Raw genomic sequence first — 15,417 nt, 5'->3', positions numbered from 1 at the left:
CTTACCTACTGATAGTCATATTTACAAATTGGAGTACTTCTTTTTACCTCGTCAAAATCCTTATCTAGCCATAGCCAGCAATTGATTTACAATATGATCAATCAATGCACTGGAAGTCATTATATCCGTGGACCAAGATAGCGATGTACCCACCGATATGATCCGATTATGTTGCACAGCAGGTAGCGATTTCCAAACCGCATTATCAGTAGGGACTTCCGTATCTCCTATAGCGATTAGATAATCCCCTATGTAAGCAGCCAAGACCTCCATAGAGATATCTCCCCAATATTTATCTGTGTCAATAATATCAGTTTGAACTTTTGAAGGTGCCTTCATTTTAAGTCCATTATAAACAAGCTCGCCAACCGCATGCTTGGCTCCAGCGATGTAGTTACTTTTATCACTGAATTCCCCCATAGTAATCGTCACGTCTGAAAGACCTGCATTCTGAAGGGCTAGCTTCGCTTCTTCTATTTTTCCGGCATAAGCACTCAGAACAGCCTTAGCCTCTTCCTGCTTGTTCAAAACATCACCAATAAAATGTATCCGCTCTTCTGTAGTCATATCACCATAAGGGACATAAATTGTCGGGGCAATTTTGGATAAATCTTCATAATTTTCATCGCCCCATGCTAAAATGATCAGATCAGGCTCAAGAGTCATGACATCTTCCGGCTCCATAGCTATTTTAATAGAGTCTGTAATCTGGTTAGCAAAAACAGCCTCTTTCCCGTCCCTTGCCGCTCTCGCCACCCCTAAAGGAGTTACACCTAGGGCCACCACATCACCAACCAAATAATCGACTACAACACGCTGAGGGTTGTTCGGTACCTTAACGTCACCCTTTACTGTGGATATCGTTCTCGTCTGCGAGACTGCTTCTGAAGCTTCCGGTTGTGTCGTCTGTTGTGTCTGCACAGGGTTTGAATTCACCGTTCCCCCGTTATTCGATGGCGTTCCCGACGCACATGCCGACAATAACAGCATCAAGCTCATCGTCGCCGCCAAGATCATTTCTTTACTTCTTACTTTTCCAAACATGGTTGATTCCCCTTCTCTATAAGACTGGACTAGACCCGCTAGTTCCCTCTCATAGTAAAGAAAATGAGAATCATTATCAATACCATCAACCTGCATAGATAGTGCGTTTATTTTCCGATAATCACTTGGTGTCATCTTGTAATACTTCTTAAACATCCGAAACAGATTTTTCTCATCTGCAAAACCAGATCCTGTTGCGATCTCTTTAATGGTTGCTTCTGTATGTTTCAAGTCATGGCAGGCAGCTTCAATCCTTCTCTGAATGAGGTACTCCTGTAAGCTCATGCCTTCCTTTTTTTTGAACAGCCGCGTCAATTGCCCGCCACTGATCCCAAACATATCAGCAATTTCTTGGAACATAATCGGCTGCATGTAATGTTTATCGAGATATATCTTGGCAGAACAGGCTGGATCTGGCTGGAGATACCGAATTTCACCACTCTCAAAATCTCTGTACACCCCATGTATCAATTGATATAGAAAACTTTTGGCCTGCAGCTGATCCATCGCTTTGCCGCGGTTCCAGCCATTCATCATCTGTTGAAACCAATCGAGTAGCAAGATAGGATTACTTGGTGTATAACCATACTGTTGAACAAATGGATTTACTTCCTCCAGTAATTGCTGCAGGTGCCTCTTGAAAAAAAGAGGTAATTCTGCTTTATAAAATACCATAAAGGTCTTCACATTCTCCCCTTTAGGCGAAATACTGAGCAGGCTCCCCTTCCCTCCGTGAACTAAACCAAAGCGTTCCATTCCAAATGTGGTTTCATTCAGTTGAATTTGTGCTTCTCCTCCACATGCATAGATAAACATGCTACTAGGCATTTTATACTGCTCCAACGGGTATTGGGACGCTACATTCTGAAAACGCACATCTATTAATGTAATGATCGAACGTGTCCAAATGTGGGCCATCGTATCGATCATCTCCGGTGTAAATACCTGGCTTGCTGCTGCTTCGTCTTGCATCTATCTGCGCTCCTTCATCTCACCTTTTGCAATTTATATATCACCTATCAATTCAATTGATATTGATTATCAATATCATAATTAATGAGGTAAGTATATCATCATTAAGTGACATTGGGGACAAGTTCTTGCCCTAAACAAAAGACAAGAACATGTACCGATAAAAAAAGCCGCGCACAGCGCGGCTTCCAGTGAGACTTTGTTCTTGTCCTCTGAGCGAAGAATCGTTTCTATACTCTCAGTAGAAGATATTATTTACAGCTAAATATTCCGAAGCAGTGAAGGATCAAGTTCCGCTCTCCCTAAGTAGCCGCTGCAGATAACGGGACGGTTAATGATTTCATACATTTTTTTAAGATGCGAAATGTACTCTTGGCTCCAAGTTTCAAAAGAATCGAATTCCGCCTTAGAAATTTGATGGTACTCCGGGGAGTCGGTTACCCCCGTAAGGACCTCATATGCATAAATATTATCTCCAAACTTTCCTACTGATTGGTATCTTCCTGTTTTCAGGCAGATATAATCGGTATATTTCACGGTCATCCCTCATCCTGTCATTGATTTCCTCAAGTCCATTAATTTAATCTTGTATAAATCTAACTCCGCAGCAACTCGTCCCGCGCTTCCGTCAGTGCGAACCCCAGCAGATTTCTGCCCCGCCATTTCATGGGATTCTCCGCATCCGGATTGGACTGGCCCATGCCGATCCCCCAAATACGGTCTCGCGGGCTAGCCTCGACGAGGATGCGGTTCTTCGTCGAGTTAAGATAATCGTTAAGCTTCGGATTCTGCGAAAATTTGGCCAAGCTGGCTCTTTTGACAATGCTGTAACATTCCTTATCCCAAATATCTTTGTCAAAGTTTTGGACCGCACGTCCAAAAGCCTTCATCTCCTTTGGATGCTTAGCTTTAAGGATGGACTCCAGCATTTCGTCATCGCCGAACAACCTTGCCTTCTCGGCCATCATAAACTGCTCGGCGCATGAGTACTGCGTTCCCTCTACCGTGAACGGGCACAGCCACCATTGGCTGAAGCAGCTTTTATCAACGCTCCCGTCCTTAGGCGGTGTATGTCCCCAAAAAAACACGAATTTGAACTTTTTTCCCTCGTTATATGCTTTTCTTAACTCATCGATATTGTAAATCATCGTTAACCCTCCAAATTTCTTCGATATAAGCGGGATGGTCTATGCCCCGCATTTTCGGTATAATGATCGGTCTCCACTACAAGATCGGCTACTTTACGCCGGAAGGCCGCCTTCAACAGCTCTTTATCCATAATTACCTCATAAACCTGCTGCAGTTCCGTCAAGGTAAAAAGCTTCGGCATCAAGTGCAGTGCAATATCGGTGTAATTCACTTTTCCCCGTAACCGATCAATAGCGCATGCTATGATCTTCGCATGGTCGAAAGCCAATCCGTCATTCGATACGATCTCATAATCCGTGCCAGTCGATGTAGTCTTCGCTGTCATAGTCCTCGCCACGACCGCCGAAAGTTCTTCTTCTTCACTACTTAGTTTGAGTTCGTACTCAAGTGTCTTGATGTATCCGTCCACAATCAGTTCTTTTTGCTCCCGCAGCGGCCGATAGGATACCTTGAACCAGGCGGCGTCTGCTGCATCATCTCCTGCCTTAAGCTCCAACTTGTCGCTATTGATCAGAGCCATATAGCTACAGCTTATTACCCAGGTTCGTGGGTCGCGCCCGATATCACTGAACGTATACAACTGCTCCAGATAAACGTCTTCTACGCCAGTTTCCTCGCATAGTTCCCTTACTGCTGCCTGCTCAGTCGTCTCATTCGGTCGGACAAAACCGCCAGGCAGCGCCCATTTGCCCAGGAAGGGGTGAGCCCCCCGGCGAATTAGTAGGACGCGTAGCTCTTTTTCCGGTAGTTTGCGATAACTGTCAGCCTCGTCTTCCGTCACAGTGAAGATAACCATATCCGTTGTCACTGAAGGACGCTCGTAATCGCCTGCCTTGTATTGCTTCAAAAATTCAGATTCCGTAAGTCCATCCTTATCCAACAAATCCAAGTGGGTATGCCTCCTTTATATTTGATTTAACCGTTCAGCTCTCCGAAATAGTTCCCGTAGGGCTCGAACTTTGCCAACACTTCATCTACCTTGCGTATACGTTCCTCCAGGCTCCCCCGCAGCGTAATATAGGGGATCCGCCGCTCCTTCAAATCCGCGATAATCTGTTTATGAAAGACATGCCGCTTCTGATCCCCGCTGCGGTCCCACGTATCGTCGTAAGGAATATCGTCAGCGCATAAGAAGAACAGATCATAACGTTGCGCGTTCTCCAGAGCGATCCGGGTTAACAGCTCGGGGGCCCGGCCGTGGTAATCTAGGGCGAACATATACGTCGTGATCGCATTGGTATCGACGAACAGAACCCGGTTCGCCGCAAGCATTGCCTGTTCTTCGCGCTCGATATGACCCACCGCGATTTCATCGAACGCTTCCAAGCTGATTCGGCGGTCCACCTGATGTTCGGTCCAATAATCGCGTCCGTATTCGCTTGCGAACGTTGTGCAATATCGCTGTGCCAGTGCTTCGGTGATCGTCGACTTACCCGTTGACATCGCTCCAACGAATACCAATTTCGTGATCAAATCCCGGTACACGAGATCACTTACGAACTCCCTGTACTGATATGGATTGGAACGGACCATCGTCGCTGAGATCGGGACCCGCTCTCGGGCTTCATCCACCCGCCGGTCTATTGCACCCAAAGCGAGACTCATATGTTTGCCGTAGAATTCGCTCGAGTAAAAATGCGTTACTTGCTCTCCGTTCAGCAAACCGAGTATATACTGTTCTTCCCGAACCTCATGTTCCCTGTCATCCGAATACCCATCCGGACCATCCCAAGCTTCGATTACCCGGACTTCCGGATAGAGCCTGCGAATCCAATTTGCCCGGACATGAAGCGGGATCGGAGTGACTGTCGTTTCGTAAATGACTAGGATCAATTCATCGACCTCTTGTAGCGCCGTTTCAATCATGAACTGATGGCCTTTATGCAGCGGGGCAAACTTCCCCAGTGTTAGTCCAAGCGTGTTCATGCCGCCACCTCCTTCGCCCCTTTATTCCAAATATAGTACCCGTAAACTGCGTTGACCAGATACGCGCTCCACATCACGATCATCAGCAGGCCTTCCCCGCTGCCCTCCAGCATGCGAATCGCCCACAGCAGCACCGTAAAGAGATTTAGCACGATATAGACCAGCCATTGTTCCTTGAATCTTCTAACCATTAAGAAGGTCGCCACAACAGACAGCACCGTTGTAGTGGCATCAATGTAAGGCGAATTCTGTCCCGGAATGAACGAAAGCCCAAATCCGAGCACTAAACAGCCGATTACACAGACCATCCCAACGAGGAGCAGTCTTCTAAGATCCATCTGCCGCATGGTCAGTCTACCGTCTTTTTGGCGATTATTTTTCCACATGTAGAAGCCAATGACATTCATTGGAACAAAGAATAGCAGATTCAGCATAACCTCTCCAAACAAACCGTTAATATAGGCCAAATAAGCATAACCGATGGTATTGTACATGCCGAAAACATAGCTCATCAGGTTGCCCTTCGCTGCAAGCACCACGCATAACACCCCAGTAATAAATACCGTGAATCCGAATAAAGAGTCCTTTGTAATCACTGTAAACCCGACAGCGATTGAGGTAAATAGTATCAACCACGTAATTTCGAACAGATTCCAGTTAGCCGCCACCTTTTTCATCTTGCATCCCTCCGCTTTTTCCACTCATTCATAGAGCGGAAAAAATTAGTTGTACTTAGTATCGTTTTGATAATAACATATTATTACTATCAAAAATAACAGAAAATTCTGCGAAGGGCAAGCAAATTCTTCCTATTTCCACAGGCAGGTACTTATTTAAGGCTTCTCAACAGAACTAACTTTAAATTTGTAAAAATAAAAAGAAACCCCTATTAAAAGGGATTTCCTCTAATCTTGTTCAACTAACGTACCAATAGGTGGACTGTTTTTTAAGGTTTACTATTCCGTCTTTCTACTCCAATAAATAATCACCCTCTTTTTCTAAGAGAACAGGTAAATACTGAGTTACCATTTCAGTAAACACGAAATCATCCCCACAATTAAATTGTGTACTTCATTACTTAAACCCGTCTTCGGGTTCACCAACATCAAATCCTAATACTTTTGTCGCCCCCAATTTAACTCTCTCTATCCAAGAACTCCAATCACTATTACTCATCTGTGCATAAAATGATAAACCACTTGGCTCCACTGAAGCCACAATAAAAACATCATCATCTTCCTGCCCGAACCAATAGGGAATTCCATTTTTATATATCGTAATCAACTTATAAGAGTCAGTAGCTCCGATAGAATAACTCTAAGCTCAAGCTCCGTCTGCTCTGACTTCACGGATTTTTCCAGCTTTGCACGGCTTCCGAATATCCGGTATAGAACCTGCTCCCGTTCATATATTTCTTTAGGCGACAGCTCTTGAAGCAGCGCTTCTGCAAGCTCGACCCGATCGATCACGAAGTTTTTGACAGATCTTGCTTCCTCATTTCCTGCTAGCAGAATGTCGACTAGAACTGGCATAAGCTCAGCCTCCACACCGTGCGTATCAATAAAGGTCTCCGCATAACTATGCTGTATCATTTGGTGCTCCGAATCTACCATCTCCATATAACGAGAGACGAGTGAGAAATATTCCTTGCTATATAATCCTAATCCGAGTACAGCATAGGTACCAGGCATGACCGACTTTTCACCCGGTTCCGTGTCCTTGTACCACGCATAGGGCTCCATAGCGATATCCGCATACGCAGCCAGCTTAGGAAAAAGAGATGGATAGGCTAGTGCACCAGCAAAAAACTGATGAAGACCTGATTTAGCCATTTTTTTTAGAGGAAGATAGTTCCTTAGTTTGCTTTTCAGCTTCAGGTGATATTCCTTCGGGAATCCCTGCTGCAGCAATTGGGTAATGTGATCCAATGCTTCTCCATAAGCTGCTTCCTCCTCGTTCAAAATCCGGACTTCAATGCTCTGTGTTACATCATTATTATCAACTTCAACACGGGTCCCTTTATATACTGGAGTGAATTTCCCGCTTCCCCCCAGGATATACTCCGCTGCGTGTTTTGAACCAAGCTGGACAGCTAGTTTCAAATATTGTTCCCGGATGTCCGGTTTCGTTTTTCCAATTTGCAGAGCGGCATATACAAAAAAGGAAAGTTGATCTGCATTCGGTTCCATAAGCGCCATATCCTCTTTAGGTATCCAATCCATTCTAAAGCTGCCTGTACGCACAAAATAGCATGGAAGAAAAATATTTTGAATCCAATTATCCATAGCCAAAGTATACTGGCCAGTCCATTCGTCTAAGCGTCGCCTATTACTTCTGAGCTTGTCGGATAAATGCTCAATTAATGGGCCAACCGCATTTTCTTCTTGCTTTATAAGATCAGGGTTCATCAAGTGATGAGAAAAGAAAAACTGGTCATCAACACTCGGCAATACGGGAAGATCAGACATGATTTTGGATGTTATAAACTTCTGTAATGATTTGCGGAGTTCGTTCAGCTTCTCTTCGTTAACCAGATGCACGCAAAGTGTTAAGTCTTCGTCCTCCATTTCAAAGGAAAGTACGATCTGGAATCGGTAATCAAAAAAACGAGGACCTAACTTCTCTGATAAAAAAAGCTCCTCCACTCTCTTGCATAATGCCGGGTAAAGTTCAGATCTAATTAATTCATCCGTGAGTTCGCCGATATAAGGACCTGCTTCGATTTCATAAGAGCTGTCCGTCCAATCGAACGGTTCTTCAACTTCAATATGTATTTTTCCGTCACGCCAAGCTACCTGAAGATAATCCTTTATCCCTGCCTGGAGCGGACGATTTCCTATGAATTCATTTATTCTTATAGTCTCTTTGTTGTATATGGTTATCATCTCGCTCCACACATCGTCTAAAAACCTCTGTACTGCTGCGTTCATTCCCATTCCTCCTCATAGTTAGTGCTAATAGAACCTAGTACTCCTCATGCAGATTGAAGACGGAGCAGCAGTTGATCAACCAGATCTGTCTCTCGCAGCTGGTTGATCCAGCGCTGAGGGATATGCTCATACCCATATCGGATTCCGGCAAGACCACCTGTGATACAGGCTGTTGTATCCGTGTCGTTGCCTAAGGCAACTGCTCGTTTGACGGCATCTTCGTAGGAAGTGCAGGTTTGGAGGATCATACACGCACTGAACAAGGAATCCACAACATAACCAGATCCTTCGCCATAGAATACTTTATCTGGATGAATGTTGTCTTCGAGCTCCCGTTCATGCTCAGGCATCTGCTGGTAGATCGTTCGAAGCTTGCTAAGAGCAGTTCGGTAGCACAGATTGAAGTCTTGCTCTTGCAACAGTTCACGTGCAATTAACACATAGAAGGCACAACATACCTGATTACAGATATGTGCATGAGTTACAAGGCATTGAGTATGTGCATCCTGAACGAGTTGTTTATCTGTTCCTTTGTGCCACAAGGCAAGTGGTAGCACGCGCATTAGCGCCCCATTCCCTTTCCCATCAGGAACTGTATTGCCACTCTCGTAAGGGGACATTCCTTGGTAATAAGTAGACAACGTACGACTGGTTTGTATTCCAACATCAAAAACTTGTTGGGCTACTGCCCATCTACCTTCATGATACCAGTCGACCAATTTGTCAGCAAAATCAGTTAGCTCCAGTGTACCTTTATCGATCAGACTCTCCAGCAGACATAGTGCCTGCGCACCATCATCCGACCAGGTGCCGGCAGGAACATCTCGGTAGGTGGGCTGAAAGCCCACAGGAGGAGTAAACTCAATCTGCTCCAGAGGTGGGAGCTGCTCCGCTGATCTGAATTCATAGGGGACACCAAGAGCATCTCCAATCAATAAGCCGTAAAGCCCACCCTTAATCTTATCCCACATGTTGTATTCTCCTTATCACTAGATATAATTTGGATCAAGCTGTCTACAAATATATAAGCCTACCCTATCAATATTTAAACTGTTTTGCATCATGTAAATAAAAATTGAAGAAATAAGCTTCCAATGAACAATACGATAGTAATCTAAGCCTTTTTTGAAATCAATAATATATAACAAAAGATGAGGCTGTTTTTAAAATCAACAACCTCATCTTTTTTATGAATCTTTCCCGAATAATTACGTGTCTCTACTTAAATAACCATTCAACTTTTTCTGCGTATTCGCAGTTTATTTTAGTCCCTATAATTAGCTAGGATGAAGTGCCCGGGCCATCGCATCCATATAGCCCTGAATAGCGCGCTGACTCACTTCTGTTTCTGGAGCGAAAATTTCGAAAAGGTGGAAACAACCGGGATACAGGTGGAATTCAACATCTACACCTGCTTGTGCAAGTCGTGCCACATACTCCATTGTCTCGTCTCGGAATAGATCGAGCTGACCTATACAAGTATAGGCTGGCGGCAAACCTGCCAAGTTCTCCGCTCTCGAGGGTACTGCATAAGTAGATTCTCCTCTGACATCGCTCTCCTCGCCCAGGTACATGTTCCAAGCTGCTATGTTGTCTGTTCGGTTCCAGATTGCGCCTGCTTCCGTAATCTCATGACTGGACGGTGTGATGTTACGGTTGTCAAGCATCGGGTATAATGGCATTTGGAAAATAAGAGACGGTCCTCCTTTATCACGCGCCATCAGCGCGAGTGCTGCTGTCAGTCCGCCGCCACCGCTAGCACCGGCAATTGCAACCCGATCCACATCAATGCCAAGCAAGGCTGCCTCCTCCGTCATCCATACCAATCCAGCATAACAATCTTCGATCGCCGCCGGATAAGGGTGCTCGGGAGCAAGCCTATAATCAACCGATACGACTATACATTCAGCTGTCTGAACAAAACGTTCGCATAATTCGTCGTCCATATCCGGATGTCCTAACACGTATCCTCCCCCGTGAATCCATAGCATGGCAGGTAACAAGTCATTCGTTCGCCCGGCAGGCTCATAAATTTTCACCAGCATCTCGCCTCCATCCCTCGGGATTTTGCGCCTGGTTGTGTTTACATGCTCTGATCCTTCCACGGATGCAGCTGACACTAAGCTCCTGCTCCACTCTAAATTCTTCTCCAATTCAAACCCAGGAAATTGTGAATAAACCTCTCTTAATTCTGGTAGTATACGTGGTTCAACACTCATAATAATCCCTCCAAATAAAATAATGAATTCGTTCGTTTACGTCTTATTCATAGATAATCCTTATCCCATTTGAGCTTCCCACTTGGCAATTTCCTCTCGTACTCGCGGCGCAACTTTTGTACCGAGCAGTTCTATAGCCCGCATAACCAACTCATGCGGCATCGTACTTAAGGGAACATACATCATGAATCGTGTAATCCCTACATGCTTACGCAGATGGATTATTTTTTGGGCGACTGTTTCCGGATCCCCTACATACAACGCACCATCAAAGCGTCGGGCAGCATCATAGCTGGAACGATCGTAGTACGCCCACCCCCGTTCTTTGCCGAGCTTATTCATACCGTACTGGGTTGACGGAAAAAAGAGTTCTGCTGCCTGTTCCGTATCTTCTGCAACAAATCCGATGGAATGTGAACCTACCTGAAGCCGTGATGCATCATGTCCGGCATGAGCTGCCGCCTTTTTATACAGTTGTACAAGCGGTGCAAAATTGGTTGGGTTTCCACCGATAATAGCCAGGACTAATGGCAGGCCCAGAAGTCCTGCACGCACGGCAGACTCCTGGGTACCGCCGCTACCAATCCATACGGGTAAAGAGTGCTGAACAGGGCGCGGGTATACACCCAGATTATTTATCGCTGATCGATGTCCTCCACTCCATGTAACTTTCTCAGATTCCCGTATTTTCAGAAGCAGCTCGATGTTTTCATTAAATAAATCCTCATAGTCATGCAAGTCATACCCAAAAAGCGGAAAGGATTCAACAAAGGAACCCCGGCCCGCTATAATCTCGGCACGTCCATTGGATAAGCCGTCAAGCGTGGCAAAATCCTGAAACACACGGACAGGATCAGCTGATGAAAGGACCGTCACAGCACTCGTCAATCGAATCCGCTTTGTTAGGGGGGCTGCAGCAGACAACACCACTGCTGGTGATGAAGCTGCATAATCTTCACGATGATGCTCACCTATGCCAAACACATCAAGTCCTACCTGATCCGCAAGGACGATTTCTTCGACGACTTCTCGTAATCGCTGTGCGTGACTCATCACAACTCCGGTCTCAGTATCAGGCTTTGTTTCTATGAACGAAGTAACACCTATTTCCATAGTTAATCTCTCCTTATATTTTCTCTTGCAATTCGCCCGACATCATCGGTGCAACCCAATTTTTTAAGAAGAATGCTCAAGACAACGGATTAAAGCCGTCCAATCCAACTCACCATAACCATTGGCAATTCCTTCAGACAAGTGATGGTGGATAAGCTGACCTAAAGGTAGAGGAGTTTGAACGGACTTCGCTGCCTCAATAGCCAATGCAACATCTTTTAACCCAAGCTTCATTTTAAAACCGGCCGGTTCAAAGCGTTGTTCGCTCATGATCGCTCCATAGTTCTGATATATTGGAGATTGAAAAAGAGCATTCACGACATTCATAAATCGGGACGAATCAATACCGTGCTTTTCTACCATTAGCTGCACTTCCGACAAAGCTTCCAGCATTGAAGCAATTAGAAAGTTAACGCCAATTTTCACAACGTTCCCTTCTTCGCCGTGATCCCCAATCTCTACTATCTCTTGACCCAATACTGTTAAAACGGGAAGTACCCGTTGTCTTGCTTGTTCCGGACCAGCTAAAATAATACGCAATTTAGCTTCTTTAGCGGCATCTGGGCGCCCCATCACCGTGGCAGACACAAAGTGTTGCTTTCGCTCCGCATGCGAGACGGATAATTTTCGAGCCAGATCTACGCTGATTGTACTGGCAGAGATGTGAATTCCATTTTCCGACAATCCATTCAGAACACCATCTGGTCCCTCGACGACCTCCTTCAAAGCAGCATCATCAGAAAGCATGGTAATTACAAGATTGCTTTCTTTCACTGCCTCTAGCGGTGTTTTGGCATATCGTGCTCCCTGTTTCATTAAGGGTTCAACTTTTTCAGGGGTCCGATTAAAGATGACTAATTCATAACCCGCTTTCAATAGATTTTGGGCCATTGGGAGCCCCATATTTCCAAGCCCAATAAACGATACTTTCATTAGACACCTCTCCTTATTTTGATGGGTTTCTCAATAACGGAATGATCGTTCCGGAATAATTAAAAAAAATTAGATTCCTGCTATTACAAAGCTAATCATCTCTTTTGCACGTTCCGGATTCTGATCTGCTTTGGCCATAATATTAATGCTTTGATGTAAATTCAACAATAAATAAGACAACGCCTTGATATCAGTCGTTTTATCAATTTCTCCCCGTTGCTGGCCCTTTACTAAAAGGTCACAAAAAGCTTGCTCTAATTCCAAAAAACTAGTCTTTATCAACTCATTAATTTTTTCATCTGGCGACTCCAATGTTGTAGCTACATTCGTAACAAAACACCCGCCCGGCAGGCTGGTATCGTATGCTGAAGCAATATGATACTCAAAAAATTGAAGAATTCCATCTCTAACACTAGATGCATGTTCAAGAATAGCCTGCTTATTGAAATTCCCCTTTTTATAATGCTCAAGGGCATCTGTATACAAGGTTTGCTTGTCGGAAAACGTATCGTAAAGGCTGGATCGGCTAATGCCCATCACCTCTAGTAAATCCGGTATGCTAGCCGCTTCGTATCCTTTTTTCCAAAACAACAGCATAGCTTGATGCAGCGCTTGATCTTTGTTAAATTCTTTTGTCCTAGCGATAAGTAACACCTCCCGTCATTGAAATATAACATATCTGAACTGATCAGTCCAGATTTATAAAATAAACGGACACTCATATTGGTGTCCGTTCTTAAGAGCAAATACTTAGTCATTGAATTGCTCATAAACATCTTTTATCCAAACATCAATGTTTGTTTCATATTATTCTAGTTTAATGATCAAATCAGCTAGCTCAGAATTAGGCATCTCGTTTACGGTAAAATATAATAGCTGCTGTAATAAAGATCAGTGTCCATAACAGGGAAATACCTGTCCCTTCCATTGGTGTAAGGACATTTATTTCATCGGAGGAAGGCGGCATATACATATAATATCCTGCTGTATCTGGAAAAAAATATTTAGTATTGTGTAGAAAATCTTTCGACAATGGACTGACAATGAAGTAATAGCCAAGCAGTACCACTAAAGCAGGCGTAGTTCGTCTTAATAAAGCACCTATAGCTGCACTGAGAAGTGTGGTTAAAGTTAGATAGCCTGTTGCACCTGCTAATGATTTTATCATTTCGTCTATTTCAATCACTACTGCTGTGTCTTTCATCATGATAAAGGTATATAGTACACCTGATGCAGTAGTAAAAGACGCCGCAGGAATGGTTATAATGGTCAAGGCCAAATACTTCGTGGATAATTGAAACCCTCGCCAAGGTATCGTAGTTAAAGTAGTTCGAATCTGTCCCCCTGTATACTCTGAACAAGTAGCTAAGATACCAAGAATAATGAATCCTGCTTGAAGATATCCCATAGAAGAAAGTCCTGTATTCAGTATATTTTGCGTTCCTGCTGCCCCTTGTAGATCAACAGAAGTAAAAGCAGCGGCTAAACCTAAATTAAGAATGAATGTAACCAAAAGAGTGAGCCCTATCAATGGTAATGTAACTAATTTATCCAGTTCAGCACCCAGGATTTGTGTTATCTTTCTACTAGATGAGACACTCATGCTGCAACGTCCCTCCTATGGAATACAATAGCTGCAATAATGAAAACAACGACTACCCAGGCAAACATGACTAAACCGCCTGTGAAGGGGGTGTGAAACCTGTCGAATAAACTGCCTGTGGACGTGTTGTCCGTAAACATAAACATTTCAGCGCCAGCCCTATCTGGTAAGTAAAACGCCAACTTTGTAACCCTATACAACAGGACACTAAATGATACAACGGATGAATTTATTATGAGCACAGCAAGCGGGAGGATGCCATTCTTAGTTAGAAAAGTAATTCCAAGTGCTAAAAGAGCAGTGAATGTCCAGTAACAAATGGCACCGATAAGTCTGGACCATTCAAATGCAGGGGCATATTCACCAAGAATAAGATGCGTTGCAGACACAGTTGTCATAATAGCAACAATACAAAGCAGTATGCTGATCACAGTCACAGCACCTGCTTTTGCCAATAAAAAATGAATTCGGGATGAAACAACAGTTAAACTCGTTGTAATCTGTTGTCCTCCACCAGATTCACTGCTCTCTGTCAAATACTCACTGCTGACAGCAAGCACACCAAGAATAATAACGCCTTGCACACCAAGAGCTAACCCGATATAGCCAACTTCCGATAGCCGCGTGCTAACTCCAGCTATAATCTCCTCTTTTTGTGCTAGGCTGTCCAAGGCAGAAATAAGCGCTGGGGCAAACGCTCCAATGAGAAAAGCAAGCCAAATACCCGGTAAAGAGAACAATTTAGAGAGTTCCGCGTTGAATGCTCTCATACAACTTCACCCGCATTTTCAGATGTCAGGGCAAAAAAGGCTTCCTCCAGCGTGGAATAGTTACCTATTACTTCTTCCAATGTTCCATCTGCAACGATAGTTCCATGCTTAATAATCACCACATCATCAACCGTCTCTGCAAGCTCTCCCATTAGATGACTGGATAACAACACCGTATTTCCAGACTCAGCACGTTCACGTAAAAATGTCCGAATCCACCGAATTCCTTCTGGGTCGAGCCCATTTACGGGTTCATCTAAAATCAATACTTTTGGATCACCGAGTAGCGCAGCTGCTATTCCAAGTCTCCTCCCCATACCAAGAGAATACCTCCCAACTCTTTTTCCGGCTGCATTAGTAAGACCTACTATTTCCAGAACTTCCTCGACACGTGAGTTAGACAATCCTGCGGCACGAGCAATCCAACGCAAGTGTGCCCGTCCTGTTCGCATACGATGAGCTCCAAATCCATCAAGTGCGGCACCTACTGTGGATACAGGATTCTGTAATTCTGCGAATGGCTTTCCATTGATTAGTGCACTCCCTGAGGTAGCACGATCTAATCCAAGCAGGATGCGAAGTGTAGAGCTTTTACCTGCTCCATTTGGACCTAGAAAACCAGTTACTCTGCCAGGTCTAGCTTTAAAACTGATACCTGATAAGATTTTCCCAGTTCCGCGATGTTTGACTAAGTTATTAATTGTAAGCAACCATAACACTTCCTTTCTGTTATGGTTCTAATTATAAAGAAGCAAAGT

Annotated in this window: 16 protein-coding genes; all 16 read right to left on the bottom strand. The window is 44.3% G+C overall.

Annotation, left to right across the window (positions count from 1 at the left end):
• Nucleotides 1–60: 60 nt before the first annotated feature.
• Nucleotides 61–2,016 (bottom strand): AraC family transcriptional regulator, encoded by a 1,956-nt coding sequence (locus MHH50_RS15955; RefSeq protein ID WP_340033124.1) that lies wholly within the window; start codon nucleotides 2,014–2,016, stop codon nucleotides 61–63.
• 261 nt (nucleotides 2,017–2,277) lie between these two features.
• On the bottom strand, nucleotides 2,278–2,553 hold the full coding sequence (locus MHH50_RS15950; protein ID WP_340033123.1) for a hypothetical protein: 276 nt from the start codon (nucleotides 2,551–2,553) through the stop codon (nucleotides 2,278–2,280).
• 59 nt (nucleotides 2,554–2,612) lie between these two features.
• Nucleotides 2,613–3,164 (bottom strand): NADAR family protein, encoded by a 552-nt coding sequence (locus MHH50_RS15945; RefSeq protein WP_340033122.1) that lies wholly within the window; start codon nucleotides 3,162–3,164, stop codon nucleotides 2,613–2,615.
• 2 nt (nucleotides 3,165–3,166) lie between these two features.
• Nucleotides 3,167–4,054 carry an NUDIX domain-containing protein gene (locus MHH50_RS15940; RefSeq protein ID WP_076277376.1) on the bottom strand — a complete coding sequence of 296 codons (888 nt, stop codon included), beginning with the start codon at nucleotides 4,052–4,054 and terminating at the stop codon, nucleotides 3,167–3,169.
• A 26-nt stretch (nucleotides 4,055–4,080) separates the two neighbouring features.
• Complete coding sequence (locus MHH50_RS15935) at nucleotides 4,081–5,091, bottom strand: AAA family ATPase (protein WP_340033121.1); 1,011 nt, start codon at nucleotides 5,089–5,091, stop codon at nucleotides 4,081–4,083.
• Complete coding sequence (pnuC, locus tag MHH50_RS15930) at nucleotides 5,088–5,768, bottom strand: nicotinamide riboside transporter PnuC (protein WP_076217644.1); 681 nt, start codon at nucleotides 5,766–5,768, stop codon at nucleotides 5,088–5,090. The genes MHH50_RS15935 and pnuC overlap by 4 nt, the downstream gene beginning before the upstream one ends.
• A 397-nt stretch (nucleotides 5,769–6,165) precedes the next feature.
• A complete protein-coding gene (locus MHH50_RS15925) occupies nucleotides 6,166–6,375 on the bottom strand; it encodes a hypothetical protein (protein ID WP_340033120.1) in 210 nt (69 codons plus the stop codon).
• Nucleotides 6,372–8,021: a DUF6138 family protein gene (locus MHH50_RS15920; RefSeq protein ID WP_340033119.1), complete on the bottom strand. Its 1,650-nt coding sequence runs from the start codon at nucleotides 8,019–8,021 to the stop codon at nucleotides 6,372–6,374. The genes MHH50_RS15925 and MHH50_RS15920 overlap by 4 nt, the downstream gene beginning before the upstream one ends.
• 44 nt (nucleotides 8,022–8,065) lie before the next feature.
• Nucleotides 8,066–8,992, bottom strand: coding sequence for an ADP-ribosylglycohydrolase family protein (locus MHH50_RS15915; protein ID WP_076281784.1), 927 nt, complete (start codon nucleotides 8,990–8,992; stop codon nucleotides 8,066–8,068).
• Nucleotides 8,993–9,298: 306 nt separating this feature from the next.
• Entirely contained in the window at nucleotides 9,299–10,240 is a 942-nt protein-coding gene (locus MHH50_RS15910; protein ID WP_076281785.1) for an alpha/beta hydrolase, read from the bottom strand.
• A gap of 60 nt (nucleotides 10,241–10,300) precedes the next feature.
• Nucleotides 10,301–11,353, bottom strand: a complete 1,053-nt coding sequence (locus MHH50_RS15905; RefSeq protein ID WP_076281786.1) for an LLM class flavin-dependent oxidoreductase — start codon at nucleotides 11,351–11,353, stop codon at nucleotides 10,301–10,303.
• Between the two features lie 63 nt (nucleotides 11,354–11,416).
• Complete coding sequence (locus MHH50_RS15900) at nucleotides 11,417–12,286, bottom strand: NAD(P)-dependent oxidoreductase (protein ID WP_076217647.1); 870 nt, start codon at nucleotides 12,284–12,286, stop codon at nucleotides 11,417–11,419.
• 69 nt (nucleotides 12,287–12,355) lie between these two features.
• The gene (locus tag MHH50_RS15895) at nucleotides 12,356–12,940 is read right to left on the bottom strand and encodes a TetR/AcrR family transcriptional regulator (RefSeq protein WP_248548656.1); all 585 of its coding nucleotides are present in this window, start codon (nucleotides 12,938–12,940) and stop codon (nucleotides 12,356–12,358) included.
• Nucleotides 12,941–13,130: 190 nt separating this feature from the next.
• Entirely contained in the window at nucleotides 13,131–13,889 is a 759-nt protein-coding gene (locus MHH50_RS15890; protein WP_076126564.1) for an ABC transporter permease, read from the bottom strand.
• Entirely contained in the window at nucleotides 13,886–14,659 is a 774-nt protein-coding gene (locus tag MHH50_RS15885; protein ID WP_076281787.1) for an ABC transporter permease, read from the bottom strand. The genes MHH50_RS15890 and MHH50_RS15885 overlap by 4 nt, the downstream gene beginning before the upstream one ends.
• On the bottom strand, nucleotides 14,656–15,378 hold the full coding sequence (locus MHH50_RS15880) for an ATP-binding cassette domain-containing protein (RefSeq protein ID WP_256716027.1): 723 nt from the start codon (nucleotides 15,376–15,378) through the stop codon (nucleotides 14,656–14,658). The genes MHH50_RS15885 and MHH50_RS15880 overlap by 4 nt, the downstream gene beginning before the upstream one ends.
• Between the last annotated feature and the right edge of the window lie 39 nt (nucleotides 15,379–15,417).

Origin of the sequence: Paenibacillus sp. FSL H3-0302 (genome assembly GCF_037982245.1) — a bacterium.
GTDB classification, from domain to species: Bacteria; Bacillota; Bacilli; order Paenibacillales; family Paenibacillaceae; genus Paenibacillus_AQ; species Paenibacillus_AQ odorifer.
Note: the sequence above shows the minus strand (reverse complement) of the source record. Positions and strands in the feature narration are given on the sequence as shown.

Coding starts and splice junctions, on each gene's coding strand:
- MHH50_RS15955 (WP_340033124.1), bottom strand. CDS start 2,016: ATGCAAGACGAAGCAGCAGCAAGCCAGGTATTTACACCGGAGATGATC.
- MHH50_RS15945 (WP_340033122.1), bottom strand. CDS start 3,164: ATGATTTACAATATCGATGAGTTAAGAAAAGCATATAACGAGGGAAAA.
- MHH50_RS15935 (WP_340033121.1), bottom strand. CDS start 5,091: ATGAACACGCTTGGACTAACACTGGGGAAGTTTGCCCCGCTGCATAAA.
- pnuC (WP_076217644.1), bottom strand. CDS start 5,768: ATGAAAAAGGTGGCGGCTAACTGGAATCTGTTCGAAATTACGTGGTTG.
- MHH50_RS15920 (WP_340033119.1), bottom strand. CDS start 8,021: ATGAACGCAGCAGTACAGAGGTTTTTAGACGATGTGTGGAGCGAGATG.
- MHH50_RS15915 (WP_076281784.1), bottom strand. CDS start 8,992: ATGTGGGATAAGATTAAGGGTGGGCTTTACGGCTTATTGATTGGAGAT.
- MHH50_RS15910 (WP_076281785.1), bottom strand. CDS start 10,240: ATGAGTGTTGAACCACGTATACTACCAGAATTAAGAGAGGTTTATTCA.
- MHH50_RS15905 (WP_076281786.1), bottom strand. CDS start 11,353: ATGGAAATAGGTGTTACTTCGTTCATAGAAACAAAGCCTGATACTGAG.
- MHH50_RS15900 (WP_076217647.1), bottom strand. CDS start 12,286: ATGAAAGTATCGTTTATTGGGCTTGGAAATATGGGGCTCCCAATGGCC.
- MHH50_RS15890 (WP_076126564.1), bottom strand. CDS start 13,889: ATGAGTGTCTCATCTAGTAGAAAGATAACACAAATCCTGGGTGCTGAA.
- MHH50_RS15885 (WP_076281787.1), bottom strand. CDS start 14,659: ATGAGAGCATTCAACGCGGAACTCTCTAAATTGTTCTCTTTACCGGGT.